Genomic DNA, 17,446 nt, shown 5'->3' with positions numbered 1-17,446 from the left:
CGTGGACCTCGTCATACGGGGCGCCCGTGTCGTCGACGGCACGGGCGCGCCCCCGTACACCGCGGACGTCGCCGTGCACGAGGGCCGGATCGCCGCCGTCGGCCGGATCCCGGCCGGCGGACGGCGCACCCTCGACGCCCACGGGCTGGCCCTGGCCCCCGGGTTCGTGGACATGCACGCCCACAGCGACCTCGCGCTGCTCCGCGACCCGGACCACTCCGCCAAGGCCGCCCAGGGCGTCACCCTCGAAGTCCTCGGCCAGGACGGCCTGTCCTACGCGCCCGCCGACGAACGGACCCTGACCGGCGTGCGCACCGCCATCGCCGGCTGGAACGGCCCCGGGGACGACGTCGACTTCGACTGGCGCACCGTCGGCGAGTACCTCGACCGGCTCGACCGCGCCCACGGCGGCCACGGCACCGCCGTCAACGCCGCCTACCTCGTGCCCCAGGGCACCGTCCGCGCGTACGCCCTCGGCTGGGACGACCGCCCCGCCACCCCGGCCGAACTCGACCGGATGCGCCGGCTCGTCGCCGAGGGGCTGGAACAGGGCGCCGTCGGCCTGTCCTCCGGGCTCACCTACACCCCGGGCATGTACGCCGACGGCGCCGAACTCACCGAGCTGTGCAAGGTCGTGGCCCGGTACGGCGGCTACTACTGCCCGCACCACCGCTCGTACGGGCGCGGCGCGCTCGCCGCCTACGCCGAGATGCTCGCCCTGACCCGCGAGGCCGGCTGCGCCCTGCACCTGGCGCACGCCACCATGAACTTCGGGGAGAACGAGGGCCGGGCCCCCGAACTCCTCGCCCTCCTCGACGCGGCCCTCGCCGACGGCGCCGACGTCACCCTCGACAGCTACCCCTACACCCCCGGCTGCACCACCCTCGCCGCGCTGCTCCCCGGCTGGGCCCACGCGGGCGGCCCGGAGGCCCTGCTGGCCCGGCTGCGCGACGAGGACAACGCCGCGCGGATCCGGCACGCGCTGGAGGTGGTGGGCTCCGACGGCTGCCACGGCGTACCGGTGGACTGGGCGTCGGTGGAGATCTCCGGGACGAACGACCCCGCGTACGGCGGCCACGTCGGCACCCGCCTCGACAGCTGGGAGACCGCGCGGCGGCTGCTGATCGGCGACCGGCTGGGGCCGACCGTCCTCCAGCACGTCGGCCACGAGGAGAACGTCCGGGCGATCATGCGCCACCCCGTCCACACCGGCGGCTCCGACGGCATCCTGCACGGCGCGAAACCGCACCCGCGCGCGTACGGCACCTTCCCGCACTACCTCGGGCACTACGTCCGCGAGCTGGGCGTGCTGTCCCTGGAGGAGTGCGTGGCCCACCTGTCGGGCCGTCCCGCGGCGCGGCTGCGGCTGCCCGACCGGGGGCTGGTCCGCGAGGGCTTCCGCGCCGACCTGGTCCTCTTCGACCCGGACACCGTCGCGGCCGGGTCCACGTACGAGCGGCCGCGCGCACTGCCGACGGGCATCCCCTACGTCCTGGTCGACGGACGGTTCGTCATGCGGGACGGGCGGCGGACGGACGTACTGGCCGGGCGGGCCGTGCGCCGAACCCCGTTCGCGGGCTAGGACTTTGGTCCCACCGGGTGTTCACGGCCGACACATACGATGAACGGCATGGCCGTCTTCATACTCCCCGCGCTCCTCTTCCTCGCCTTCTGCGTGGGCGTCTTCAAGGACCGCCGCCGCTTCAGCAACGCCGTGCTGCTCGGCCTGACCTGCATCGCGCTGCTGGCAGCGGTGCTGTTCAAGGTGACCGCCCTGCCCGCGTGGGCGGCGCTGACGATCTTCGCGCTGGCCTTCACCGGGCCCGTGCTCGGCACGATCGCGATCGGCGGCTTCCTGATCGCCAACGGCGTCACCATGATCCGCAAGGAGGGCCGCAGCCCGCGCAACCTGCTGTCGATGCTGGCGGGGCTCGGCATCTTCGGGATGATCGCGCTGCTGATCGCCGTCCCGATGTTCCACTCCGCGGTCCTGACCGGCATCGCCGCGACGCTGACCCTCGTCGTCGGCTACGTCGCCTTCATCTTCCTGTGCTTCCTCGGCTACGCCTTCCTCTACGGCCGGATCAAGGTGCGCGGCGACGTCGACCACGTGGTGATGCTGGGCTCCGGCCTGATCGGCGGGGACCGGGTACCGCCGCTGCTGGCCTCCCGGCTGCGCAAGGGGCAGCAGATCTACGCGGCCCAGCTGGCCCGCGGCTCGCGCCCGCCGGTGCTGCTCACCTCGGGCGGCAAGGGATCGGACGAGCGGGTCTCCGAGGCCCGGGCCATGGCCGACTGGCTGATCGCGGAGGGCGTCCCGGCGGAGCACGTGAGGCTGGAGGAGAACTCCGCCACGACCGAGGAGAACATGCTCTTCTCCAAGGGGATCATGCTGGCGGACAAGCCGGGCTACCGGTGCGTGGTCGTCACCAACAACTTCCACGCCTTCCGCGCCGCGATGCTGGCCCGCAAGACGGGCGTCAACGGGCAGGTCCTCGGCTCGCCGACGGCCCGCTACTTCCTGCCGAGCGCCCTGCTGCGCGAGTTCGTCGCGGTGTTCTGGGAGCACCGGACGGTCAACCTGTGGATCTGCGGCGCGCTGGTCGCGCTCGGCGCCCTGGCCACGGTCGCCGCGGCGGTCCGGTAACGCCGTGCGGGGGTGCCGTGACGCCCCCCTTGGTCGTCACGGCACCCCCTGTCCGGCGGTCCCCCGCGTTTTACAGCTTCTGCCAGAGCGCCGGGACGGCCGACGGCTCCCAGCCCGTCTGGGCCTGGTGGCCCTGGAGGCAGCGGTAGCTCGCGCCGCCGTAGGTGACGGTGTCCCCGGCGGCGTAGACGGCGCCGGCCTTCCACGTGCCGCCCGGCTGCGGGCCGGGGCCGGGCCCGGGGCCCGGGTCGGAGCCGGTGACCTTGAGGGTCAGGCCGTACGCGGACAGGATCGGGTTCAGCGGCTGGAAGAAGGTGGTGCCGCCGCTGCTGCAGTCGCCGGAGCCGCCCGAGGTGACGCCCTGCGCCTGGCTGCCGGAGATGTAGGAGCCGCCGGAGTCGCCCGGCTCGGCGCAGACCGTGGTGCGGGTGACGCCGGAGATGGTGCCCTCGGGGTAGGTGACGCTGGTGTTGTGCTGCTGGACGGTTCCGCAGTGCCAGCCGGTGGTCGATCCGGAGCGGCAGACGGAGGAGCCGACGGGCTGCAGGACGGAGCCGGTGACCTGCACGTTCGCCCCGCCGCTGCCCTTCACGTAGGGGGTGGCGGTCCAGTTGGTGTTCGCGGCGACCCAGGCCATGTCGTTGCCCGGGAAGACGGAGGCCTGGAAGGACCCCTGCGCGACCTGGTTGAAGCCGCTGGTGGAGGTCCCGGCGCGGCCGCAGTGGCCGGCGGTGGCGAAGCCCTGGGTGGTGCCCTTGGTGATCGGGAAGCCGACGGAGCAGCGGCCCTGGCCGTTCATGTAGTACGCGTCCCCGCCGCGCAGGTCGTACAGCGGGCGCGGGGCCTTCTCCGCGGCGGTGCGCACGACCGTGGCGAGGGCGGGGTCGGTGCCGGTGGCGGCCAGCAGCGCGGCGGCCGCGCCGGGCCGGGTCTCCTCGACGACGAGGGTGTTGGTGCGCGGGTCGACGTACCGGACGGGCGTCTCGGCGGTGGCGGCCCGGTCCAGGCCCGCCTTCGCGGCGTCCAGGTCGGCCAGGGAGCGGGTGACCAGCCTGGCCTGCGCCCCGGCCGCGCGTATCGCGGCGGTGTCGGCGGCGCGGGTGGTGGCCACCGTCAGGGTGGCGGAGTCGGCCCCGTCGACCCAGGCCCCCGCGAAGGCGGTGCCGAGGCGGGCGCTCAGCCGGGCGGCGGTGGCGCCCGCCTCGGCCTCGTGGGCGAGGCGGTCCTCGGCCTGTGTGGGGGTCAGGCCGAGGTCGCGCTGGAGGGCGGCGAGCAGTTCGGCGGGTGCGTCGCCGGGGCGCAGGGTGGCCGTCGCCGACTTCTGCGGGGCGGCCGGGTCCGCGGCGGGGGTGGCGGCCCCGGCGGCGGTGGTGCCGGCCAGCAGCAGCCCGGCGGCGGCCAGGGCGGTACACGCCGCGCGGGCGTGTCGCTTGAGCATGGTGGATCTCCTCGGTTCAGTGGGGGTCACCGAAACCGTAGGAATCCGAACCGGCGTACGGGAGCTGCCGGTTGGCCCCTCCCCCGGTGTTATGGCCGGGGGCGTCCGGCTTCCGGGGTGCGTTCATGGGGCGGGGGCCTCAGGATGGGGGCCTGGGGGGCACGGTAGGAGGTATCCGATGGACAGTGAAACCAACGAGCAGCCCACCCGGTCGGACCGGCTCTTCACCGGTGGAGAGCGCGCGTACGACCCCGAGGACCTGGTGATGGCGACCGGCCACGACCCGACTCCGGAGCGGGTCGAAGCGGCGCGGAAGCTGATCGAGAAGGAGGGCCCCCAGGTCATCGAGCGCTACCTCCCGTAGCGCCCGCCCGACCGAGGACTGCCGCACCCGAGGCCCCGGGGTCGCCCCCCGGGGCCAAGGCCTGCCCGGCCCCCTCCAGCCCCTCCAGCCCCTCCAGCCCCTCCACCCTCCAGCCCCGCCGGCGTTTGAGGCGCGGGGTCTGGGGCGGAGCCCCTGGGGGCACCTCCCAGCGGTAGCTGGGGGAGGAACGGTGGAAGGGCGGGTAGGGGACCCTGCCCCGCGCAGCGGCCCACGCCCCCGCCCCGCCCCGCGGCACGGCACGGCGACCCCACCCCGTGGCCCCTCCCTCACCCTCTGCGAAGCTGAGAGGCACGTTTCGCACCCGAAGGGACCGGACCCCCTCATGCCCCAGGTGAAGCTGACCACCAGCCTCGGCACCATCGTCATCGACCTCCACCAGGAGGCGGCCCCGGCCACGGTCGCCAACTTCCTCGCGTACGTGGAGAGCGGCCACTACGACGGCACGGTCTTCCACCGGGTGATCCCCGGGTTCATGAACCAGGGCGGCGGGTTCACCGCCGACATGCGGCAGAAGCCCGTGCGCGAACCGGTGCGCAACGAGGCGGACAACGGCCTGAAGAACGTCCGGTACTCGGTGGCGATGGCCCGTACGAGCGTCCCGCACTCGGCGACCTCCCAGTTCTTCGTCAACACCGCCGACAACCCGGCGCTGGACCACACCGCCCCCACCCCGGCCGGGTGGGGCTACGCCGTCTTCGGCACGGTCACCGGGGGTCAGGACGTGGTGGACTCCATCGCCGCCGTCCGCACCGGCCGGGCGGGCGGGCACGGTGACGTCCCGCTGGTCCCGGTGGTGATCGAGAAGGCGGTGGCTGCGGGCTGAGCCGCGGCGGGCCGGCGGGCCGCGGCGCCCGAGGATCGGGCCAGCGCCTCCGCGTGCGCGGACCGGGCGTGCGCCAGGACGCCCGGCGCCCGGGCGGCGGCCGGTGCGGCCGGGTGCCAGCCCAGCAGGTGCCGCCACAGCAGCGGGCTTCCGGCGAGCGGCCGGGCCACCACCCCGGGGGTGGCCGGGAAGGTGGCCCGGCACAGCCCGACGGCCCGGCCGACCTGGACCAGGTGCACGCAGGACGCGGTGTCGGTCTCGTAGACGCAGGCGGGCGTGAACCCGGCGCGGACGCAGGCCGCGGCGAAGCAGTCCCCGAAGCAGCCGTCGCCGGGTACGTCGGTCCAGGCCTCGGCGGCCAGCTCGGCCAGCTCGATCTCCGGGCGCGGGGCCAGCGGGTGGTCCTCGGCCAGCATCACGTGGACCGGGTCCCGGGCCACCTCCAGCCAGGCGAGCCGGCCGGGCTCGGGCGGGGCGCTCTCGCCGCAGGCCCCGACCAGCGCGAAGTCCAGCCGGCCCGCGGCCACGCCCTGGGCGATCTCCCGTTCCGACCAGGACGTGTACGTGGTCACGGGCACCCCGGGCTCCTGGTGGGCGATCCGGTCGACGAGCCCGCCGAGCAGCGGCCCGTGGGTGCCGCCGAGCCGGTAGCCGGCGGCCCCGCTCCGGGCGAAGCGCACCGCCTCCTCCTGGAGCTCGGACAGCGCGGGCAGCAGGACCCGGGCCCGCTCCAGCACCAGTTCGCCGAGCGCGGTGGTCCGTACGCCGTCGCGGCCGCGTGCGAAGAGTTCGCCGCCCAGGGCCCGCTCGATCCGTTTCAGCTGGCCGCTCAGGGCGGGTTGCGCGAGCCCGAGGGCGGTGGCGGCGCGGGTCAGGCTGCCGGCGTCGGCGACGGCCCTGACGATCTTGAGGTGCCTCAGCTCCAGATCCATGGTCCGAGCTTGGTCCAGACCTGCGGGCGTGCGCTACGGGTCCGGCGCATCCAGAATCGGTAAAGGCTCGTTAGCGCTCCGGGGGACGCCCTACGGAGGTCAGATGAACAGTGTTGCCGTGCCGGTCGCCCCGGACTCGCCGAGGTCCCCGGACTCGCCGGGGTCCCCGGTCGACTGGGACCACCCCGTGGACCCGCACCCCGGTCCGCGGCTCGACCACGTACGGGCCTACGTCGCGAGCGGCGGTACCGACCACCTGTGGCACGGGGTCCCGACCCTCCTCCTGACCACCCTCGACCGCATCACGGGCCGGCCGGTGCGCACCCCGCTGGTCTACGCCGAGGACGAGGGCCGGTACCTGCTCGTGGCCGCCGATTCGGCCGGGCTCCGCCCCCCTGCCTGGTACGAGAACCTCACCGCGCACGCGCAGGTCCGCCTCCAGGTGGGCACCCGGACCCTCGCGGCGTGGGCGCACACGGCGGACCCGGCGGAGCGGGAGACGTACTGGGAGGCGCTGACGGCGCTGTGGCCGCCCTACGAGGAGTACCAGGCGCTCGCGCGGCCCCGGGAGCTGCCGCTGGTGATCGTGGAGGGGTGACGGGCGGACCCCGTTCGGCGACAGCTACGCCGCGGGCTGCTCGGCCGGGGTGGCGACGGCGGTGTAGGTGCGGCCGTCGACCGCGTACTCGCCGAGCGGGGTCATGCCGAAGGCGTCGACGTGCACCCGCCAGGAGGGGGCGTTGCCCGCCTCGATGAAGGCGACCAGCGCCTCGGCGCGCCCGGCCGAGGCCTCGACCGCCCTCGCGAACAGGCCCCGGGCCACGCCGTGCCCGCGGAAGGCGGCGTCCACCACGACCGGCCCGTACAGCAGCCACGGCACCTCGCTCAGGGGGCGCCCGCGCCAGACGAGCGCTGACTGGGCGCGCAGCAGCCCGGCGACGGCCGCCGGCGGGTCGGCCATGTCCTCGGCGACCGACAGCGCGAGCAGCCCGGCGACCTGCCCGTGCCCCGCGTCGGCCACGAGCAGCTCCCCGTCCCGGGCCATGGCGCGCAGGGTTTCGGCACCGAAGGCCCCCTGCACGAAGCCCTGCGCGGCCCGCTGCTCCTCGGTGAGGGCGTCGTGGTGGTTGGCGGCGAACAGCCGGGCCATGGCGGGCGCGTCGGCCTCGGTGGCGTATCGGAAGCGCATGCGGCGATGCTGCCACGCACGCCCTGCCCCGGGCCTGGTGACGGGGCCCGGATGTCACCTCGGGGTGGGCGGGGGGCGGGGGGCAGGGGTCGCGCGTTGCACGTCACGCGTCACGCGTCACGCGTGGTCGTACACCGTGACCGCCACGTCCCGGGCGCAGAGCGCTTCGGTGATCAGCGGTTCGACGCGGGACCACTTGCCGCCGGCGAGGCCGCACCCGATGCGCGGCATGTGGACGCTCGCCCCGAGCTCCAGGGCGTGGTCCGCCAGCGCGGCGAGGCAGCGCTCGACGGCCTCGTAGCGGATGGGCGGGCCGCCGCTGCCGGTGCGTATCCCGCGCTGGCCGACCATGTTGGCGACCCACACGTCGGGCTTCACCCGCACCACCTGCACGGCCCCGAGCCCGAAGTCGTTGCCGCTGCGCCCGCGGTGCCAGGCCCTGAATTCCGCTTCGGGCTCGGGCCAGCGCCGGGAGAGGGCGAGCACGAAGCCCTTGCCCCAGCCGCCTATGTCGTTGCAGACGTGTGCGATCAGCTTGGGGCCCTTGGCCTGCGGACTCGTCGCGTCCCCGGCAATGATCGTGAGCGGCTTCATGTGCCCACGGTAGGAAGGGGCACTGACAGCGGTCGGCTGTCGGTGCCGGTCAGCTGTTGGTGTTCAGGAAGCCGATGACGACCGCGCCCCACCAGCAGGCCTGGGAGACCAGGGCGGTGGCGCCGCCCCAGAGCAGCAGGCCGCGGCCGGCTTCGCCGGAGGCGGCGTCGAGGCGGCGGCCGAGGAGGCCCGCCTGGAGGCCGTTGACGGTCAGCGCGGCGACCAGACCGATCTTGGTGAGGGTCAGCGGGGAGGTCAGGTCCGGGTGGAGCATCAGACCGCTGACCACCAGGCCGCCGAGGCCGGCCCAGATCGGGACGTGGAGCCGGGAGGTCGCCGCGACGACCTCCGCCAGGCCGCAGCGGCCGGTGGCCCACAGCAGGCCGTAGTAGTCGGCCGACAGCACCGCGCCGAAGCCGAGCACCAGCGAGGCCAGGTGCGCGAACAGCGCGGCGGAGTGCATGGCCTCGTCGGCCTGCACGTGGAGCGAGCACCACAGGCCCGCAGCCAGGACGACCAGCGCACACAGGGCCCCCGCCGCTACGGTCCACCACGAGTCGTACAGGCGGATGGGGCGGGGGGCGAGTCTGGCGGCTGGGGAGGACATGGCAGAGGGCTCCGGGACGAGGGGCGCGACTCCGTCAGGCGCGCCAAAGTGAGGTAAGGCTCACCTAAAGAGCCCTGGTCGTCAATCCGGGTCCACGGGGCGGAACGGCGGGCCCGGAAGCGGTGCGGGAGCGGCGCCGGACCCTACTCGGAGGTAGTCCGGGGCACCCGTGGACACCGGCGGACGCGTACTGGCGCGCGGGCGTGGCCGGTTGGCGCCCGGCGCCGGTCCGGAGCGCCCCGCGGCCGCCCATCGCCCGGGAGGGGGACGGTCCCGCGCCTCCCTCCGGGGGGTGACGAGCGCAACACCGGGGGTGGGGCGCTGCGGGCCACACATCCATTCCGCAGGCCGGAGGGGGGTCCGGCCGCCGTTTCAAAGGGTGGACGCGGGCGCCACCCCTACATCGCGCGAAATAGGGCATATCGCTCGATGGATTTCCGCCGGAACGGCCGAGCGGGCGCGCGGACGGGCCCGTAAGCTCCCGTCATGCAGGTGATCCAGTCAACGAAACTCGCCAATGTCTGCTACGAGATCCGCGGACCCGTCCTCGAAGAGGCGATGCGGCTCGAAGCGGCAGGTCATCGCATCCTCAAGCTGAACACCGGCAACCCCGCGGCCTTCGGCTTCGAGTGCCCGCCGGAAATCCTCGAGGACATGCTCCGCAACCTGGGCAACGCCCACGGCTACGGGGACGCGAAGGGCCTGCTGTCGGCGCGGCGCGCGGTCATGCAGCACTACCAGACCAAGGGCATCCACCTGGACGTCGAGGACATCTACCTCGGCAACGGCGTCTCCGAGCTGATCCAGATGTCGATGCAGGCGCTGCTCGACGACGGCGACGAGGTACTGGTCCCCGCCCCGGACTACCCGCTGTGGACCGCGTCGGTCTCGCTGGCCGGCGGCACCGCCGTGCACTACCGCTGCGACGAGCAGTCCGACTGGATGCCCGACCTCGCGGACATCGAGCGCAAGGTCACCGACCGCACGCGCGCGATCGTGATCATCAACCCGAACAACCCGACCGGCGCCGTCTACGACGACGAGATGCTGCGGGGGCTGACGGACATCGCCCGCCGGCACAACCTGGTGGTCTGCTCCGACGAGATCTACGACCGGATCCTCTACGACGGCGCCACGCACACGAACACCGCGGCGATCGCCCCGGACCTGCTGACGCTGACCTTCAACGGACTGTCCAAGAACTACCGCGTGGCCGGGTACCGGGCCGGCTGGATGGCCGTCTGCGGGCCGAAGAAGCACGCCTCGTCGTACATCGAGGGCCTGACGATCCTCGCCAACATGCGGCTGTGCGCCAACATGCCCTCCCAGCACGCCGTGGCCACCGCCCTGGGCGGGCGGCAGTCGATCGTGGACCTGGTCCTGCCGGGCGGACGACTGCTGGAGCAGCGCGACACGGCGTACGACCTGCTGACCCAGATCCCGGGCATCACCTGCGTGAAGCCCAAGGGCGCGCTGTACCTGTTCCCGAAGCTGGACCCGGCGGTCTACAAGGTCAAGGACGACCGGCAGATGGTCCTCGACCTGCTGCGGGCCGAGAAGATCATGGTGGTCCACGGCACGGGCTTCAACTGGCCCGAGCCCGACCACTTCCGCATCGTGACCCTGCCCAACGCGAAGGACCTCGCGGACGCCGTGACCCGGATCGGCCGCTTCCTGGACGGGTACGGGCAGCCGTAGGGCGGGGCCGGGGCGATCCACTCGCGCTCTACCAAGATTCGACTCAACCTTAGACCGATTCCAATGTAGGATGGCCTCCTGACCACGCAGGAGGCCCCCTCATGTACGAACCGAGCCGCCCCAAGTCGGTCGTCCACCGAGTGGACGGCAACCGCGCCCCCGACACCGCCGCGTACCCGCACAGCAGCCGGGGCGAGGCCCTCGACATCCAGCTTGCCGGGCACCTCGCAGCGCTGCTCGCCGTCACCGACGAGCTCGGCCTCGACGACGACGGCGCCGTGCGCATCGCAGCCCAGGTGACCCGCCTGCGCGGGTCGCATCCCGTCCGCGTCGCCTACCCCGCCCTGGCCGACGGCGCCGACACCCGCACCCTCCACCGCCGCGCCCGCGACCTCGCCGGCCGCGCCCTGCTCGTCGCCGCGTCCCGCGCCGACACCGCCGCGGCGATCCTCGCCGCCCAGCGCATGGACGCCCACACCGCCGCCCTCGAAGCCCCCGACCGGGCCGGCGCCCACTGACCGGCCCCGGTCCGGGACCGCGCAGGCTCCGGACCGGGCGCCATGACTTGGCTGGGGGGGTTGCGGCGTCGGGGCGCCCGCCTCGGGCCCGCCATCTCCCCCTCGACCCCCCTCCGCCGATCGGCGCCTGCCCACCCGCCTCCCGGGTGCGGGTGGGTCGGCTGGGGGCGGTACTCCCCTGGGCGGTCTCAGAGAAGGTTGGGGGCTTCCCGTCAGTCCCATCGTCCTTCCGGTTCGTGCCGGCCTGTCAAGGGCGCTCCCTTCGGTCGCGTCACTGCGTGATGGCCTTCGGCCACCCTTGACAGACCGACCCGCCCCGGAAAGCCGAAAGACTGCCGGGAAACCCCCAAAGAAACGGTCACCGGGCAGAGGCTGGAGGGACGGGTCCCTCAGCGATGAGGCGAGGGGCCGGGCCCCGGCCCGCCGGGCATCCGAGCCCCAGATCCATGATTCCGCGCCAGGGGCGCGACTACCCGCACGAGAGCTTGATCAGAACGGCCTGCGGACCACCCAGACGCATCTGATCGCTACGCGCTCCTCCCGGCCAAGCGTCCGACGACCGCCTTGGGCTGGTACCCGCACCAAAAGTCGACCAGAGCAGCGCGGAAACGCAGGGGCGCATCAGATCGCTACGCGCTTCCCTGGTCTCGGCGGCCCGCAGCCGTCTTGGGCTGGTCAGGGGCGGGTTCGACGTTGGTGGCGGCGGTGGTGAACTCGCGGCCGGAGGCGCCCCGGATGTAGGCCAGTTCCATCCAGCGTTCGATGCCGGTGTCCGAGACATTCTCGTTGATCACGGCCATGAGGACACCTTCGACGCCGGAGGCGATGTCCCGGACCCGGCGGCGGAGCAGGCGGTGGGGGACGTACTCGTAGCACTCACTCATCGGATGCCGCCTCGAAGGTGTCGAGGAAGCGCTCCCAGCCGGTCAGGGCACGGTCGAGGAGTTCCGCGCTGGGTTCGCTCAGGCCCTGCGCCCTGTGCATGGGAGCGTCGAAGGAGCCGAACGCCACGTTTGGGCTGCACTCCCCGTCAGCATGGGACGTTGCCATGTACGTACCTCTCCGTGGTCTTGTCGCCGTCTCGTTTGCCACAACACCCAGAAAAGCGCCGAAAGTCGCGAACTTCCACGGCATCCATGCGGCAGGCTTGATGCAGATCCGTGCACGGAACCCGAGAGGGCCAGAGGCACAAGAAGAGGTCGTATGGGACTGGCAGGACGGCGCAAGACCCTGGGCTACAGTCAGGAGAAATTGGCCGAGTTGCTGGGCGTGGACCGCACAACGGTCGGACGCTGGGAGTGCGGCAAGAACGCACCGCAGCCGCATCAGCGGTCACCCTTGGCGGGCGCCCTGGAGGTCAGCCTCCACGAGCTGGAAGTCCTCCTGTCACCGTCACGAACCGCAGAGCGGGGGGCTTCGCACCAGAAGTCCAGTGACCACCCGAAGGCGGGAGACCCCGACGAGATGATCCGCCGCGAATTCCTCCGCATACTCACTGTCAGTGGCGCTCTGGCGGCCCTTCCCTTCGACGAGGCAGAGGCCCTGGCCGACGGTGTACAGCGGGGCGACCCTGCCCATTTCACTCGGATGAACAGTCACCTGTGGCAGGTCTACCAACTGGCTCGGTCCAAGGGGACGGTCTACCCCATCGTCCGGGATCAGCTCACCGCGCTGAACGAAGCCTTGTCGGGAGCGCGTCACCGCAACTCGCTCCCCCTCCTCAAGGCAGCAGCCGACCTCTTCCAACTGGCTGGAGAAGTGTCGTTCGATGCCAACCGGTATGCGGACGCAGCCGCCTCGTATACCCTCGCGGCTTCCGTGAGCAAGGAAGCGGGAACGTACGACCTTTGGGCTTGCGCCCTTACACGTCACGCCTACGTGGATATCTCCGAGCACCGGTATCGCGAGGCCACCGAGACTCTGCGTGCGGCAGAACGCGTCGCGGTCCGAGGGGACACAGCACTCTCCACGCGTCACTGGGTCGCGTCCGTCCAGGCTGAGGCGCACGCCTGCAGGGGAGACCTGGCAGGCTGCGAGGAGGCCTTGGCCCAGGCTGAAGAGGTTCAGCATCTGGCCGACGGCAGCTCGAACGGCGGCTGGCTGCGCTTCGATGGCACACGACTCGCAGAGGAACGCGGGGCCCGATACGTACAGCTCGGCCGCTTCGACCTCGCGGAGGAGGTCCTGGGTGAAGCTCTGAAGCAGGGATCGCTGGCTTCCGGGCACTCATATCGGCGAAGAGGCGCGGTGCTTGCCGACCTGGCCGTAGTCGGCGCCAAACGTCAAGATGCCGACCAGATGCTTGCGTACGCAGGTGAGGCACTGGCTCTCGCCCAAGCGTCATCGTCTGGGTACATCGCCCGTAGACTCCGAAGCCTGTGCGACGAGTTCGGCCCCATGAGCCGCGACCACCGCGTAGCGGAACTGGGGGCGGAGATCGCCGCGCTGAGGACACCGTGACGAGAGGGCTTGGCATGTCGCAGACCGAAGGCGCACGACTGTTCCGGGAGGCCTGGATCGCGGGGGTGCGGCAGCATTTCCCCGGTGAGCCGAAGGCCGGTTACGTGACTCCGTGGGACGAGACTCCGCAGTGGGAGCGCGAGGCCGCCGGGGCCGTGTACGCGCAAGTGCGCCACTTCGTCGAGATCAGCGGTGCCACCACCACACGACTCTCCCGGGAGCAGAAGAGCCGGTTCGTCGCCACCTGCTGGACCGCCCAGATGTTCAAGCACTTCGAGGAGCCGAAGCCGGGCTACGTGGCCGACTGGCCGGACCTTCCTGCGTGGCAGCAAGAAACGGACGCGGACATCTTCGAGGCGATCGAGAAGGCGATCGCCTGAGGACCGCCGGCGACGACAAAGGGTGTGTGATGGAACGGTCTCCGCTGATCACGCGGATCTCCTGGGGGGAGATGGAGGTCGAAGGGCTGCCCTCGGGGAAGGACTTCGTGCTGTATCCCGGGGGCGGGAGCGTCTGGGACTGGGGGGTGTACGGGACCCGGCACGAGCCCGGGATCCGGGACGGGGAGGTGCGGGAGCTGCTGGGGCGGGGGTGTGCGGTCGTCGTGCTCAGCCAGGGGATGGAGCGGCGGCTGAAGGCGACGCCGGAGGCGCTGGAGGTACTGCGGGAGGCCGGGGTCGACGTGTACGTCGACGAGACCAGGGGCGCCGTCGAGGTGTACAACCGGCTGGCCGGGGCCGGGGAGGCCGTCGGCGGGCTGTTCCACTCCACCTGCTGAGCGGCTCAGACGAGGGCCGTCACCAGCAGGGCGAACGCGGCGATGATGACGGCGACGCGGACGTAGTGAAAGCGGTCCCAGCGGTTCGACTGTTCCTTCCAGTCGGCGGGCCGGTTCTCGGGGGTCCACGTCTTGCTCCGGTTGTTGATCGGGACGAGCAGCAGGATCGACATGACCACGCTGACGATCAGCAGCGCGCCGGCGGTGACGACGAGGCCGCCGGCCTGGTCCGTCCATCCGGCTATGGCCCAGATGGCGACGAGGACGAGCGAGCCGATGTACCAGACCGGCATCACGGCGCCGAGCATCCGGCCCCCGTGGGCGCGGCCGAGTTGGCCGCTGTCCTCGGGGAGTGCGTCGAGGATCCGGTTGATGACGAAGGCGACGGAGAACTCCACCCCGACCATCAGGCCGACGACCACGGTGGTGAAGACCTCGAGTGCGTTGAGCATGACGGACCCTCCAGGGATCTAGCGCTGCTAGGTGATGAGGCAACGCTAGCGCTGCTGCCGCTTGCTTGTCTAGCAGTGCTAGGGTTCGGGTATGTCGGTACAGGAACGCAAGCAGCGTGAACGGGCGGAGCGTGAGCGCCTCATCGTGGCGACGGCCCGCGAACTCGCCGAGCAGCAGGGCTGGGACGCGGTCACCACCCGCCGGCTCGCCGAGCGCATCGAGTACAGCCAGCCCGTCCTCTACAGCCATTTCCGCGGCAAGCGCGAGATCATCGGCGCCGTCGCCCTGGAGGGTGCCGCCGAGATGGCCGTGGCGGTGCGGGCCGCCACGTCGGGTGCGAGCGGACCGCGTGAGCGGGTCACCGCCCTCGCCCTCGCCTACCTCGACTTCGCCGCCCGGAACCCGGCGGTCTACGAGGCCCTGTTCCAGCTCGACGGCGGCCTGGCCTTCGCGGTCGAGGAGACCCCGGAACCCCTCAAGGACGCCTTCGCCGCGCTGCTGGAGAGCCTGGCCGAGGTCGCCGGGGACGGCGTCCCGCCAGGGCTGTTCACCGAGGTGTTCTGGGCCTCCCTGCACGGCCTGGCGACCCTGACCCGGGCGGGACGACTGCTGCCGGAGGACGTCGAGCCGAGGGTGCGGCTGCTGGTGGAGCGGCTCGCCGCGCTCTGACCCCCTCGACCGCGCCTCGCGAGGGCTTGCGCCACGGGCCGGATCATGCCTCGCCGAAATTGCCAAACAGCCCAGCTCAGAGGGCATTTGGGCGGGGAAAGCGCAACTTCGACAAGGCCGTCGGGGGTCGCTACTTTCACCTGGTCCTCGGCGATCAACCACGGTCGCCGGAGTTCCCCCGACCAGGGAGACGCATGTCCCGTCTTGCGCTGTACACGTTCGGCGTCCTGAAGGCGCCCCTCGCCGATTCCGCGCCGCTCACGCGTGAACTCCACGACAGCGGCGAGCCCGTCTACCGGGAGATCAGCGGGCACCCGGGATACCTCGGCCATGCCGAGGCGGCGGACCGGAGTCAGGGCACGCACTTCGACCTGGACTGGGGCGCGTGGGGGGAGTTCGCCGTTCCGGGGTGGTACGACAAGGGCCGTACGGCGGAAACCACCGCCCTGGCCACGACCCTCTCCCTCTGGACCGACCTGCACTCCGCCTCCGACGCCGTCTACACCGGCCTGCACCGTGAGGCGCTGAACCGGCGCTACGACTGGTTCGAGAGGTCGGCACACCCGAACCACGCGTTCTGGTGGGTTCCCGACGGCGTGATACCCACCTGGCAGGACGGGGTCTCCCGGCTGGAACACCTCCGCGACCACGGCTCCACGCCGCACGCCTTCACCTTCCGGACCCCCTTCACCCCGGAGGCGGCTCGCTGACGCACTTACGCCGGCGCCGGCTGACCCCGCCCGTCAGTGGGGTCCACGACGGGCTCCTCCTCGCCCTCGTCCCCGTCGTCGCAGTACGGGCACCAGGGCGCGAGGCGGTTGTGGGTCCGGGTGGTCAACGTGGTGGTTACGGTGAGGACGATCCCGGCGATGAGGAAGAGGTACGCCCTCTCCTTCGCACCGTCCATCCCCAACAGGTGGTACAGCGGGACGGAGCCCAGGATCGCGAGGGAGGCGGTCGCGAACAGGAGCAGACCGAACCGCGGGAGCGAGCCGAAGAGGAAGTGGCTCATCCACAGCGTCCGGCGCATCCTGCCGTTCTCCCGGGCCGCTTCCGCCGGGTTGAGCGGCATCACCTTGACGCACTCCGTGCACAGCGGCGCGAAGTGGTGCCGGACCTGCATCGCACCGGGGACGATCATCAGGATCTGCCCGACCGAGTAGGTGAGCATGCCCACCAGCCCGACCCCACGGGTGACCAGGAGGGCGGCGATCACGACGACCGCCGCGACCGCCTCCAGCACGTACCCGGAGTGTCTGTGCGGCAGCCTCATCGGACGACCACCTCCGAGGACTTGGCAGCTTCGCGCGGTACGAGGCACACCGTGAGGTCGGTGCCCATCGCTTCGGCGACCCGGTGCAGGACGTCGAGGCTGGGCAGGCTCCTCGCCGCCTCCAGCCGCGAGACGTGCGGCTGCCTCATGCCGGCCGCCTCCGCCAACTGACGCTGCGACCAGCCGAGTTCCGTCCTGCGGTCGAACACCGCCTGGGCGATCCGGTAGGCGAGGTCGCGCTCTTCGAGCTCGTCGGACTCATTCTTCCTTGGCATACCCTCAATGGTATGTATACCGTGAGCGGGATACCAGAGGGGAGTCCGCCGCATGACCGTCGATCTGATCGTCATCTACACGAACCGTCTCGAAGAGTGCCGCGCGTTCTACGCCGGTCTCGGCCTCGACCTCGTACCGGAGCGCCACGGCAACGGCCCGGACCACTACGCCGCGACCTTCGCCGACGGCGGCGTCCTGGAGCTCTACCCCGCCACCCGCCGCCCCGAGACGGGCTACCTCCGCCTCGGCCTGACGGGCGACTCCCCGCGCACCCTCACCGACCCCGACGGCCGTACGGTCGTCCTGACCGTCCCGAAGGGAACATGACCCGCTCGTCCTTGCGCGGACAGCAACCCCGGACGGCCGCCGGCCGCAGGGACCAGAGAAGCGCGTAGCGATCTGTCGCGCTCCTGCGTTTCCGCGCTGCTCTGGTCGACTTTTGGTGCAGGTATCGGCCCCAGGCGGTCGCCGGACGCTGAGACGAGAGAAGCGCGTAGCGATCTGTCGCGCTTGGGTGCTCCGCAGGCCGCTCTGATCGACTTTTCGTGCAGGTAGCCGCGCCCCTGGCCCCGGAACGGGGCTGGACGGGCCGGATGCCCGGCCGACCGAGGCCCGGCCCCTCGCCTCATCCCTGACGGACCCGTCCCTTGATCATGGACCGTGCCGTTTCTTTGGGGGTTTCCCGGCAGTCTTTCGGCTTTCCGGG

General features: G+C 72.1%; 22 protein-coding genes. 13 read left to right on the top strand and 9 right to left on the bottom strand.

Going from position 1 to position 17,446, the window contains the following annotated elements; all coding sequences use genetic code 11:
• Position 1: 1 nt before the first annotated feature.
• Both ACIPW5_RS14155 and ACIPW5_RS14150 read left to right on the top strand, forming a co-directional pair.
• Positions 2–1,582 carry an amidohydrolase family protein gene (locus tag ACIPW5_RS14155; protein ID WP_401244437.1) on the top strand — a complete coding sequence of 527 codons (1,581 nt, stop codon included), beginning with the start codon at positions 2–4 and terminating at the stop codon, positions 1,580–1,582.
• Positions 1,583–1,630: 48 nt separating this feature from the next.
• On the top strand, positions 1,631–2,647 hold the full coding sequence (locus tag ACIPW5_RS14150; protein WP_401244435.1) for a YdcF family protein: 1,017 nt from the start codon (positions 1,631–1,633) through the stop codon (positions 2,645–2,647).
• A gap of 70 nt (positions 2,648–2,717) precedes the next feature.
• On the opposite strand, the gene ACIPW5_RS14145 is transcribed toward ACIPW5_RS14150, so the two are convergent.
• Entirely contained in the window at positions 2,718–4,085 is a 1,368-nt protein-coding gene (locus tag ACIPW5_RS14145) for a carbohydrate-binding protein (RefSeq protein ID WP_401244433.1), read from the bottom strand.
• A gap of 178 nt (positions 4,086–4,263) precedes the next feature.
• Here ACIPW5_RS14145 and ACIPW5_RS14140 point away from each other — a divergent pair, with 178 nt between their 5' ends.
• On the top strand, positions 4,264–4,449 hold the full coding sequence (locus tag ACIPW5_RS14140) for a hypothetical protein (protein WP_362472075.1): 186 nt from the start codon (positions 4,264–4,266) through the stop codon (positions 4,447–4,449).
• Positions 4,450–4,792: 343 nt separating this feature from the next.
• Positions 4,793–5,293 carry a peptidylprolyl isomerase gene (locus ACIPW5_RS14135; protein WP_401244431.1) on the top strand — a complete coding sequence of 167 codons (501 nt, stop codon included), beginning with the start codon at positions 4,793–4,795 and terminating at the stop codon, positions 5,291–5,293.
• Here ACIPW5_RS14135 and ACIPW5_RS14130 read toward each other — a convergent pair.
• Entirely contained in the window at positions 5,185–6,225 is a 1,041-nt protein-coding gene (locus ACIPW5_RS14130) for a LysR substrate-binding domain-containing protein (RefSeq protein ID WP_401244429.1), read from the bottom strand. The genes ACIPW5_RS14135 and ACIPW5_RS14130 overlap by 109 nt on opposite strands.
• 103 nt (positions 6,226–6,328) lie before the next feature.
• On the opposite strand from ACIPW5_RS14130, the gene ACIPW5_RS14125 reads away from it, so the two are divergent.
• The gene (locus ACIPW5_RS14125) at positions 6,329–6,823 is read left to right on the top strand and encodes a nitroreductase/quinone reductase family protein (RefSeq protein ID WP_401244427.1); all 495 of its coding nucleotides are present in this window, start codon (positions 6,329–6,331) and stop codon (positions 6,821–6,823) included.
• 24 nt (positions 6,824–6,847) lie between these two features.
• On the opposite strand, the gene ACIPW5_RS14120 is transcribed toward ACIPW5_RS14125, so the two are convergent.
• The 3 genes from ACIPW5_RS14120 to ACIPW5_RS14110 all read right to left on the bottom strand — a co-directional run bounded on the left by ACIPW5_RS14120 (position 6,848) and on the right by ACIPW5_RS14110 (position 8,615).
• Positions 6,848–7,414, bottom strand: a complete 567-nt coding sequence (locus ACIPW5_RS14120) for a GNAT family N-acetyltransferase (RefSeq protein WP_401244425.1) — start codon at positions 7,412–7,414, stop codon at positions 6,848–6,850.
• A 117-nt stretch (positions 7,415–7,531) separates the two neighbouring features.
• Positions 7,532–8,008 (bottom strand): macro domain-containing protein, encoded by a 477-nt coding sequence (locus ACIPW5_RS14115; RefSeq protein WP_401244423.1) that lies wholly within the window; start codon positions 8,006–8,008, stop codon positions 7,532–7,534.
• A gap of 49 nt (positions 8,009–8,057) precedes the next feature.
• Entirely contained in the window at positions 8,058–8,615 is a 558-nt protein-coding gene (locus ACIPW5_RS14110; protein WP_401244421.1) for a hypothetical protein, read from the bottom strand.
• Positions 8,616–9,101: 486 nt separating this feature from the next.
• Here ACIPW5_RS14110 and ACIPW5_RS14105 point away from each other — a divergent pair, with 486 nt between their 5' ends.
• Together ACIPW5_RS14105 and ACIPW5_RS14100 are read left to right on the top strand one after the other, a co-directional pair.
• Entirely contained in the window at positions 9,102–10,313 is a 1,212-nt protein-coding gene (locus ACIPW5_RS14105) for a pyridoxal phosphate-dependent aminotransferase (RefSeq protein WP_401244419.1), read from the top strand.
• Positions 10,314–10,414: 101 nt separating this feature from the next.
• Entirely contained in the window at positions 10,415–10,831 is a 417-nt protein-coding gene (locus tag ACIPW5_RS14100; protein ID WP_401244417.1) for a hypothetical protein, read from the top strand.
• A 629-nt stretch (positions 10,832–11,460) separates the two neighbouring features.
• Here ACIPW5_RS14100 and ACIPW5_RS14095 read toward each other — a convergent pair.
• Positions 11,461–11,715 (bottom strand): hypothetical protein, encoded by a 255-nt coding sequence (locus ACIPW5_RS14095; RefSeq protein WP_401244415.1) that lies wholly within the window; start codon positions 11,713–11,715, stop codon positions 11,461–11,463.
• A gap of 319 nt (positions 11,716–12,034) precedes the next feature.
• Here ACIPW5_RS14095 and ACIPW5_RS14090 point away from each other — a divergent pair, with 319 nt between their 5' ends.
• Genes ACIPW5_RS14090 through ACIPW5_RS14080 form a run of 3 tightly spaced genes read left to right on the top strand, consistent with a single transcriptional unit; the run spans position 12,035 to position 14,069 of the window.
• Positions 12,035–13,291 (top strand): helix-turn-helix domain-containing protein, encoded by a 1,257-nt coding sequence (locus tag ACIPW5_RS14090; protein WP_401244413.1) that lies wholly within the window; start codon positions 12,035–12,037, stop codon positions 13,289–13,291.
• Between the two features lie 14 nt (positions 13,292–13,305).
• Positions 13,306–13,671 carry a hypothetical protein gene (locus ACIPW5_RS14085; RefSeq protein ID WP_401244412.1) on the top strand — a complete coding sequence of 122 codons (366 nt, stop codon included), beginning with the start codon at positions 13,306–13,308 and terminating at the stop codon, positions 13,669–13,671.
• Between the two features lie 29 nt (positions 13,672–13,700).
• Positions 13,701–14,069: an Mth938-like domain-containing protein gene (locus ACIPW5_RS14080; RefSeq protein ID WP_401244410.1), complete on the top strand. Its 369-nt coding sequence runs from the start codon at positions 13,701–13,703 to the stop codon at positions 14,067–14,069.
• 5 nt (positions 14,070–14,074) lie between these two features.
• On the opposite strand, the gene ACIPW5_RS14075 is transcribed toward ACIPW5_RS14080, so the two are convergent.
• Positions 14,075–14,521 (bottom strand): anthrone oxygenase family protein, encoded by a 447-nt coding sequence (locus ACIPW5_RS14075; RefSeq protein WP_401244408.1) that lies wholly within the window; start codon positions 14,519–14,521, stop codon positions 14,075–14,077.
• 91 nt (positions 14,522–14,612) lie between these two features.
• Between ACIPW5_RS14075 and ACIPW5_RS14070 the strand changes: the two genes are divergently transcribed.
• Positions 14,613–15,191: a TetR/AcrR family transcriptional regulator gene (locus tag ACIPW5_RS14070; protein WP_401244407.1), complete on the top strand. Its 579-nt coding sequence runs from the start codon at positions 14,613–14,615 to the stop codon at positions 15,189–15,191.
• Between the two features lie 194 nt (positions 15,192–15,385).
• Complete coding sequence (locus ACIPW5_RS14065) at positions 15,386–15,901, top strand: DUF3291 domain-containing protein (protein WP_401244405.1); 516 nt, start codon at positions 15,386–15,388, stop codon at positions 15,899–15,901.
• A 5-nt stretch (positions 15,902–15,906) separates the two neighbouring features.
• Here ACIPW5_RS14065 and ACIPW5_RS14060 read toward each other — a convergent pair whose 3' ends face one another.
• Positions 15,907–16,464, bottom strand: a complete 558-nt coding sequence (locus tag ACIPW5_RS14060; RefSeq protein ID WP_401244403.1) for a hypothetical protein — start codon at positions 16,462–16,464, stop codon at positions 15,907–15,909.
• Complete coding sequence (locus tag ACIPW5_RS14055) at positions 16,461–16,739, bottom strand: helix-turn-helix domain-containing protein (protein ID WP_401244402.1); 279 nt, start codon at positions 16,737–16,739, stop codon at positions 16,461–16,463. Before ACIPW5_RS14055 ends, ACIPW5_RS14060 begins: the two co-directional genes overlap by 4 nt.
• 52 nt (positions 16,740–16,791) lie before the next feature.
• Between ACIPW5_RS14055 and ACIPW5_RS14050 the strand changes: the two genes are divergently transcribed.
• Positions 16,792–17,067 (top strand): VOC family protein, encoded by a 276-nt coding sequence (locus tag ACIPW5_RS14050; protein ID WP_401244400.1) that lies wholly within the window; start codon positions 16,792–16,794, stop codon positions 17,065–17,067.
• Positions 17,068–17,446: the final 379 nt, after the last annotated feature.

The organism is Streptomyces sp. NPDC090077 (assembly GCF_044747545.1).
Classification (GTDB): domain Bacteria; phylum Actinomycetota; class Actinomycetes; order Streptomycetales; family Streptomycetaceae; genus Streptomyces.
The sequence above is the reverse complement of the archived record's forward strand: the minus strand, read 5'-3'. Positions and strand labels throughout refer to the sequence as shown.

Coding starts and splice junctions, on each gene's coding strand:
- ACIPW5_RS14110 (WP_401244421.1), bottom strand. CDS start 8,615: ATGTCCTCCCCAGCCGCCAGACTCGCCCCCCGCCCCATCCGCCTGTAC.
- ACIPW5_RS14105 (WP_401244419.1), top strand. CDS start 9,102: ATGCAGGTGATCCAGTCAACGAAACTCGCCAATGTCTGCTACGAGATC.
- ACIPW5_RS14100 (WP_401244417.1), top strand. CDS start 10,415: ATGTACGAACCGAGCCGCCCCAAGTCGGTCGTCCACCGAGTGGACGGC.
- ACIPW5_RS14125 (WP_401244427.1), top strand. CDS start 6,329: ATGAACAGTGTTGCCGTGCCGGTCGCCCCGGACTCGCCGAGGTCCCCG.
- ACIPW5_RS14135 (WP_401244431.1), top strand. CDS start 4,793: ATGCCCCAGGTGAAGCTGACCACCAGCCTCGGCACCATCGTCATCGAC.
- ACIPW5_RS14095 (WP_401244415.1), bottom strand. CDS start 11,715: ATGAGTGAGTGCTACGAGTACGTCCCCCACCGCCTGCTCCGCCGCCGG.
- ACIPW5_RS14055 (WP_401244402.1), bottom strand. CDS start 16,739: ATGCCAAGGAAGAATGAGTCCGACGAGCTCGAAGAGCGCGACCTCGCC.
- ACIPW5_RS14130 (WP_401244429.1), bottom strand. CDS start 6,225: ATGGATCTGGAGCTGAGGCACCTCAAGATCGTCAGGGCCGTCGCCGAC.
- ACIPW5_RS14145 (WP_401244433.1), bottom strand. CDS start 4,085: ATGCTCAAGCGACACGCCCGCGCGGCGTGTACCGCCCTGGCCGCCGCC.
- ACIPW5_RS14060 (WP_401244403.1), bottom strand. CDS start 16,464: ATGAGGCTGCCGCACAGACACTCCGGGTACGTGCTGGAGGCGGTCGCG.
- ACIPW5_RS14050 (WP_401244400.1), top strand. CDS start 16,792: ATGACCGTCGATCTGATCGTCATCTACACGAACCGTCTCGAAGAGTGC.
- ACIPW5_RS14150 (WP_401244435.1), top strand. CDS start 1,631: ATGGCCGTCTTCATACTCCCCGCGCTCCTCTTCCTCGCCTTCTGCGTG.
- ACIPW5_RS14065 (WP_401244405.1), top strand. CDS start 15,386: ATGTCCCGTCTTGCGCTGTACACGTTCGGCGTCCTGAAGGCGCCCCTC.
- ACIPW5_RS14120 (WP_401244425.1), bottom strand. CDS start 7,414: ATGCGCTTCCGATACGCCACCGAGGCCGACGCGCCCGCCATGGCCCGG.
- ACIPW5_RS14115 (WP_401244423.1), bottom strand. CDS start 8,008: ATGAAGCCGCTCACGATCATTGCCGGGGACGCGACGAGTCCGCAGGCC.
- ACIPW5_RS14080 (WP_401244410.1), top strand. CDS start 13,701: ATGGAACGGTCTCCGCTGATCACGCGGATCTCCTGGGGGGAGATGGAG.
- ACIPW5_RS14070 (WP_401244407.1), top strand. CDS start 14,613: ATGTCGGTACAGGAACGCAAGCAGCGTGAACGGGCGGAGCGTGAGCGC.
- ACIPW5_RS14075 (WP_401244408.1), bottom strand. CDS start 14,521: ATGCTCAACGCACTCGAGGTCTTCACCACCGTGGTCGTCGGCCTGATG.
- ACIPW5_RS14085 (WP_401244412.1), top strand. CDS start 13,306: ATGTCGCAGACCGAAGGCGCACGACTGTTCCGGGAGGCCTGGATCGCG.
- ACIPW5_RS14090 (WP_401244413.1), top strand. CDS start 12,035: ATGGGACTGGCAGGACGGCGCAAGACCCTGGGCTACAGTCAGGAGAAA.
- ACIPW5_RS14140 (WP_362472075.1), top strand. CDS start 4,264: ATGGACAGTGAAACCAACGAGCAGCCCACCCGGTCGGACCGGCTCTTC.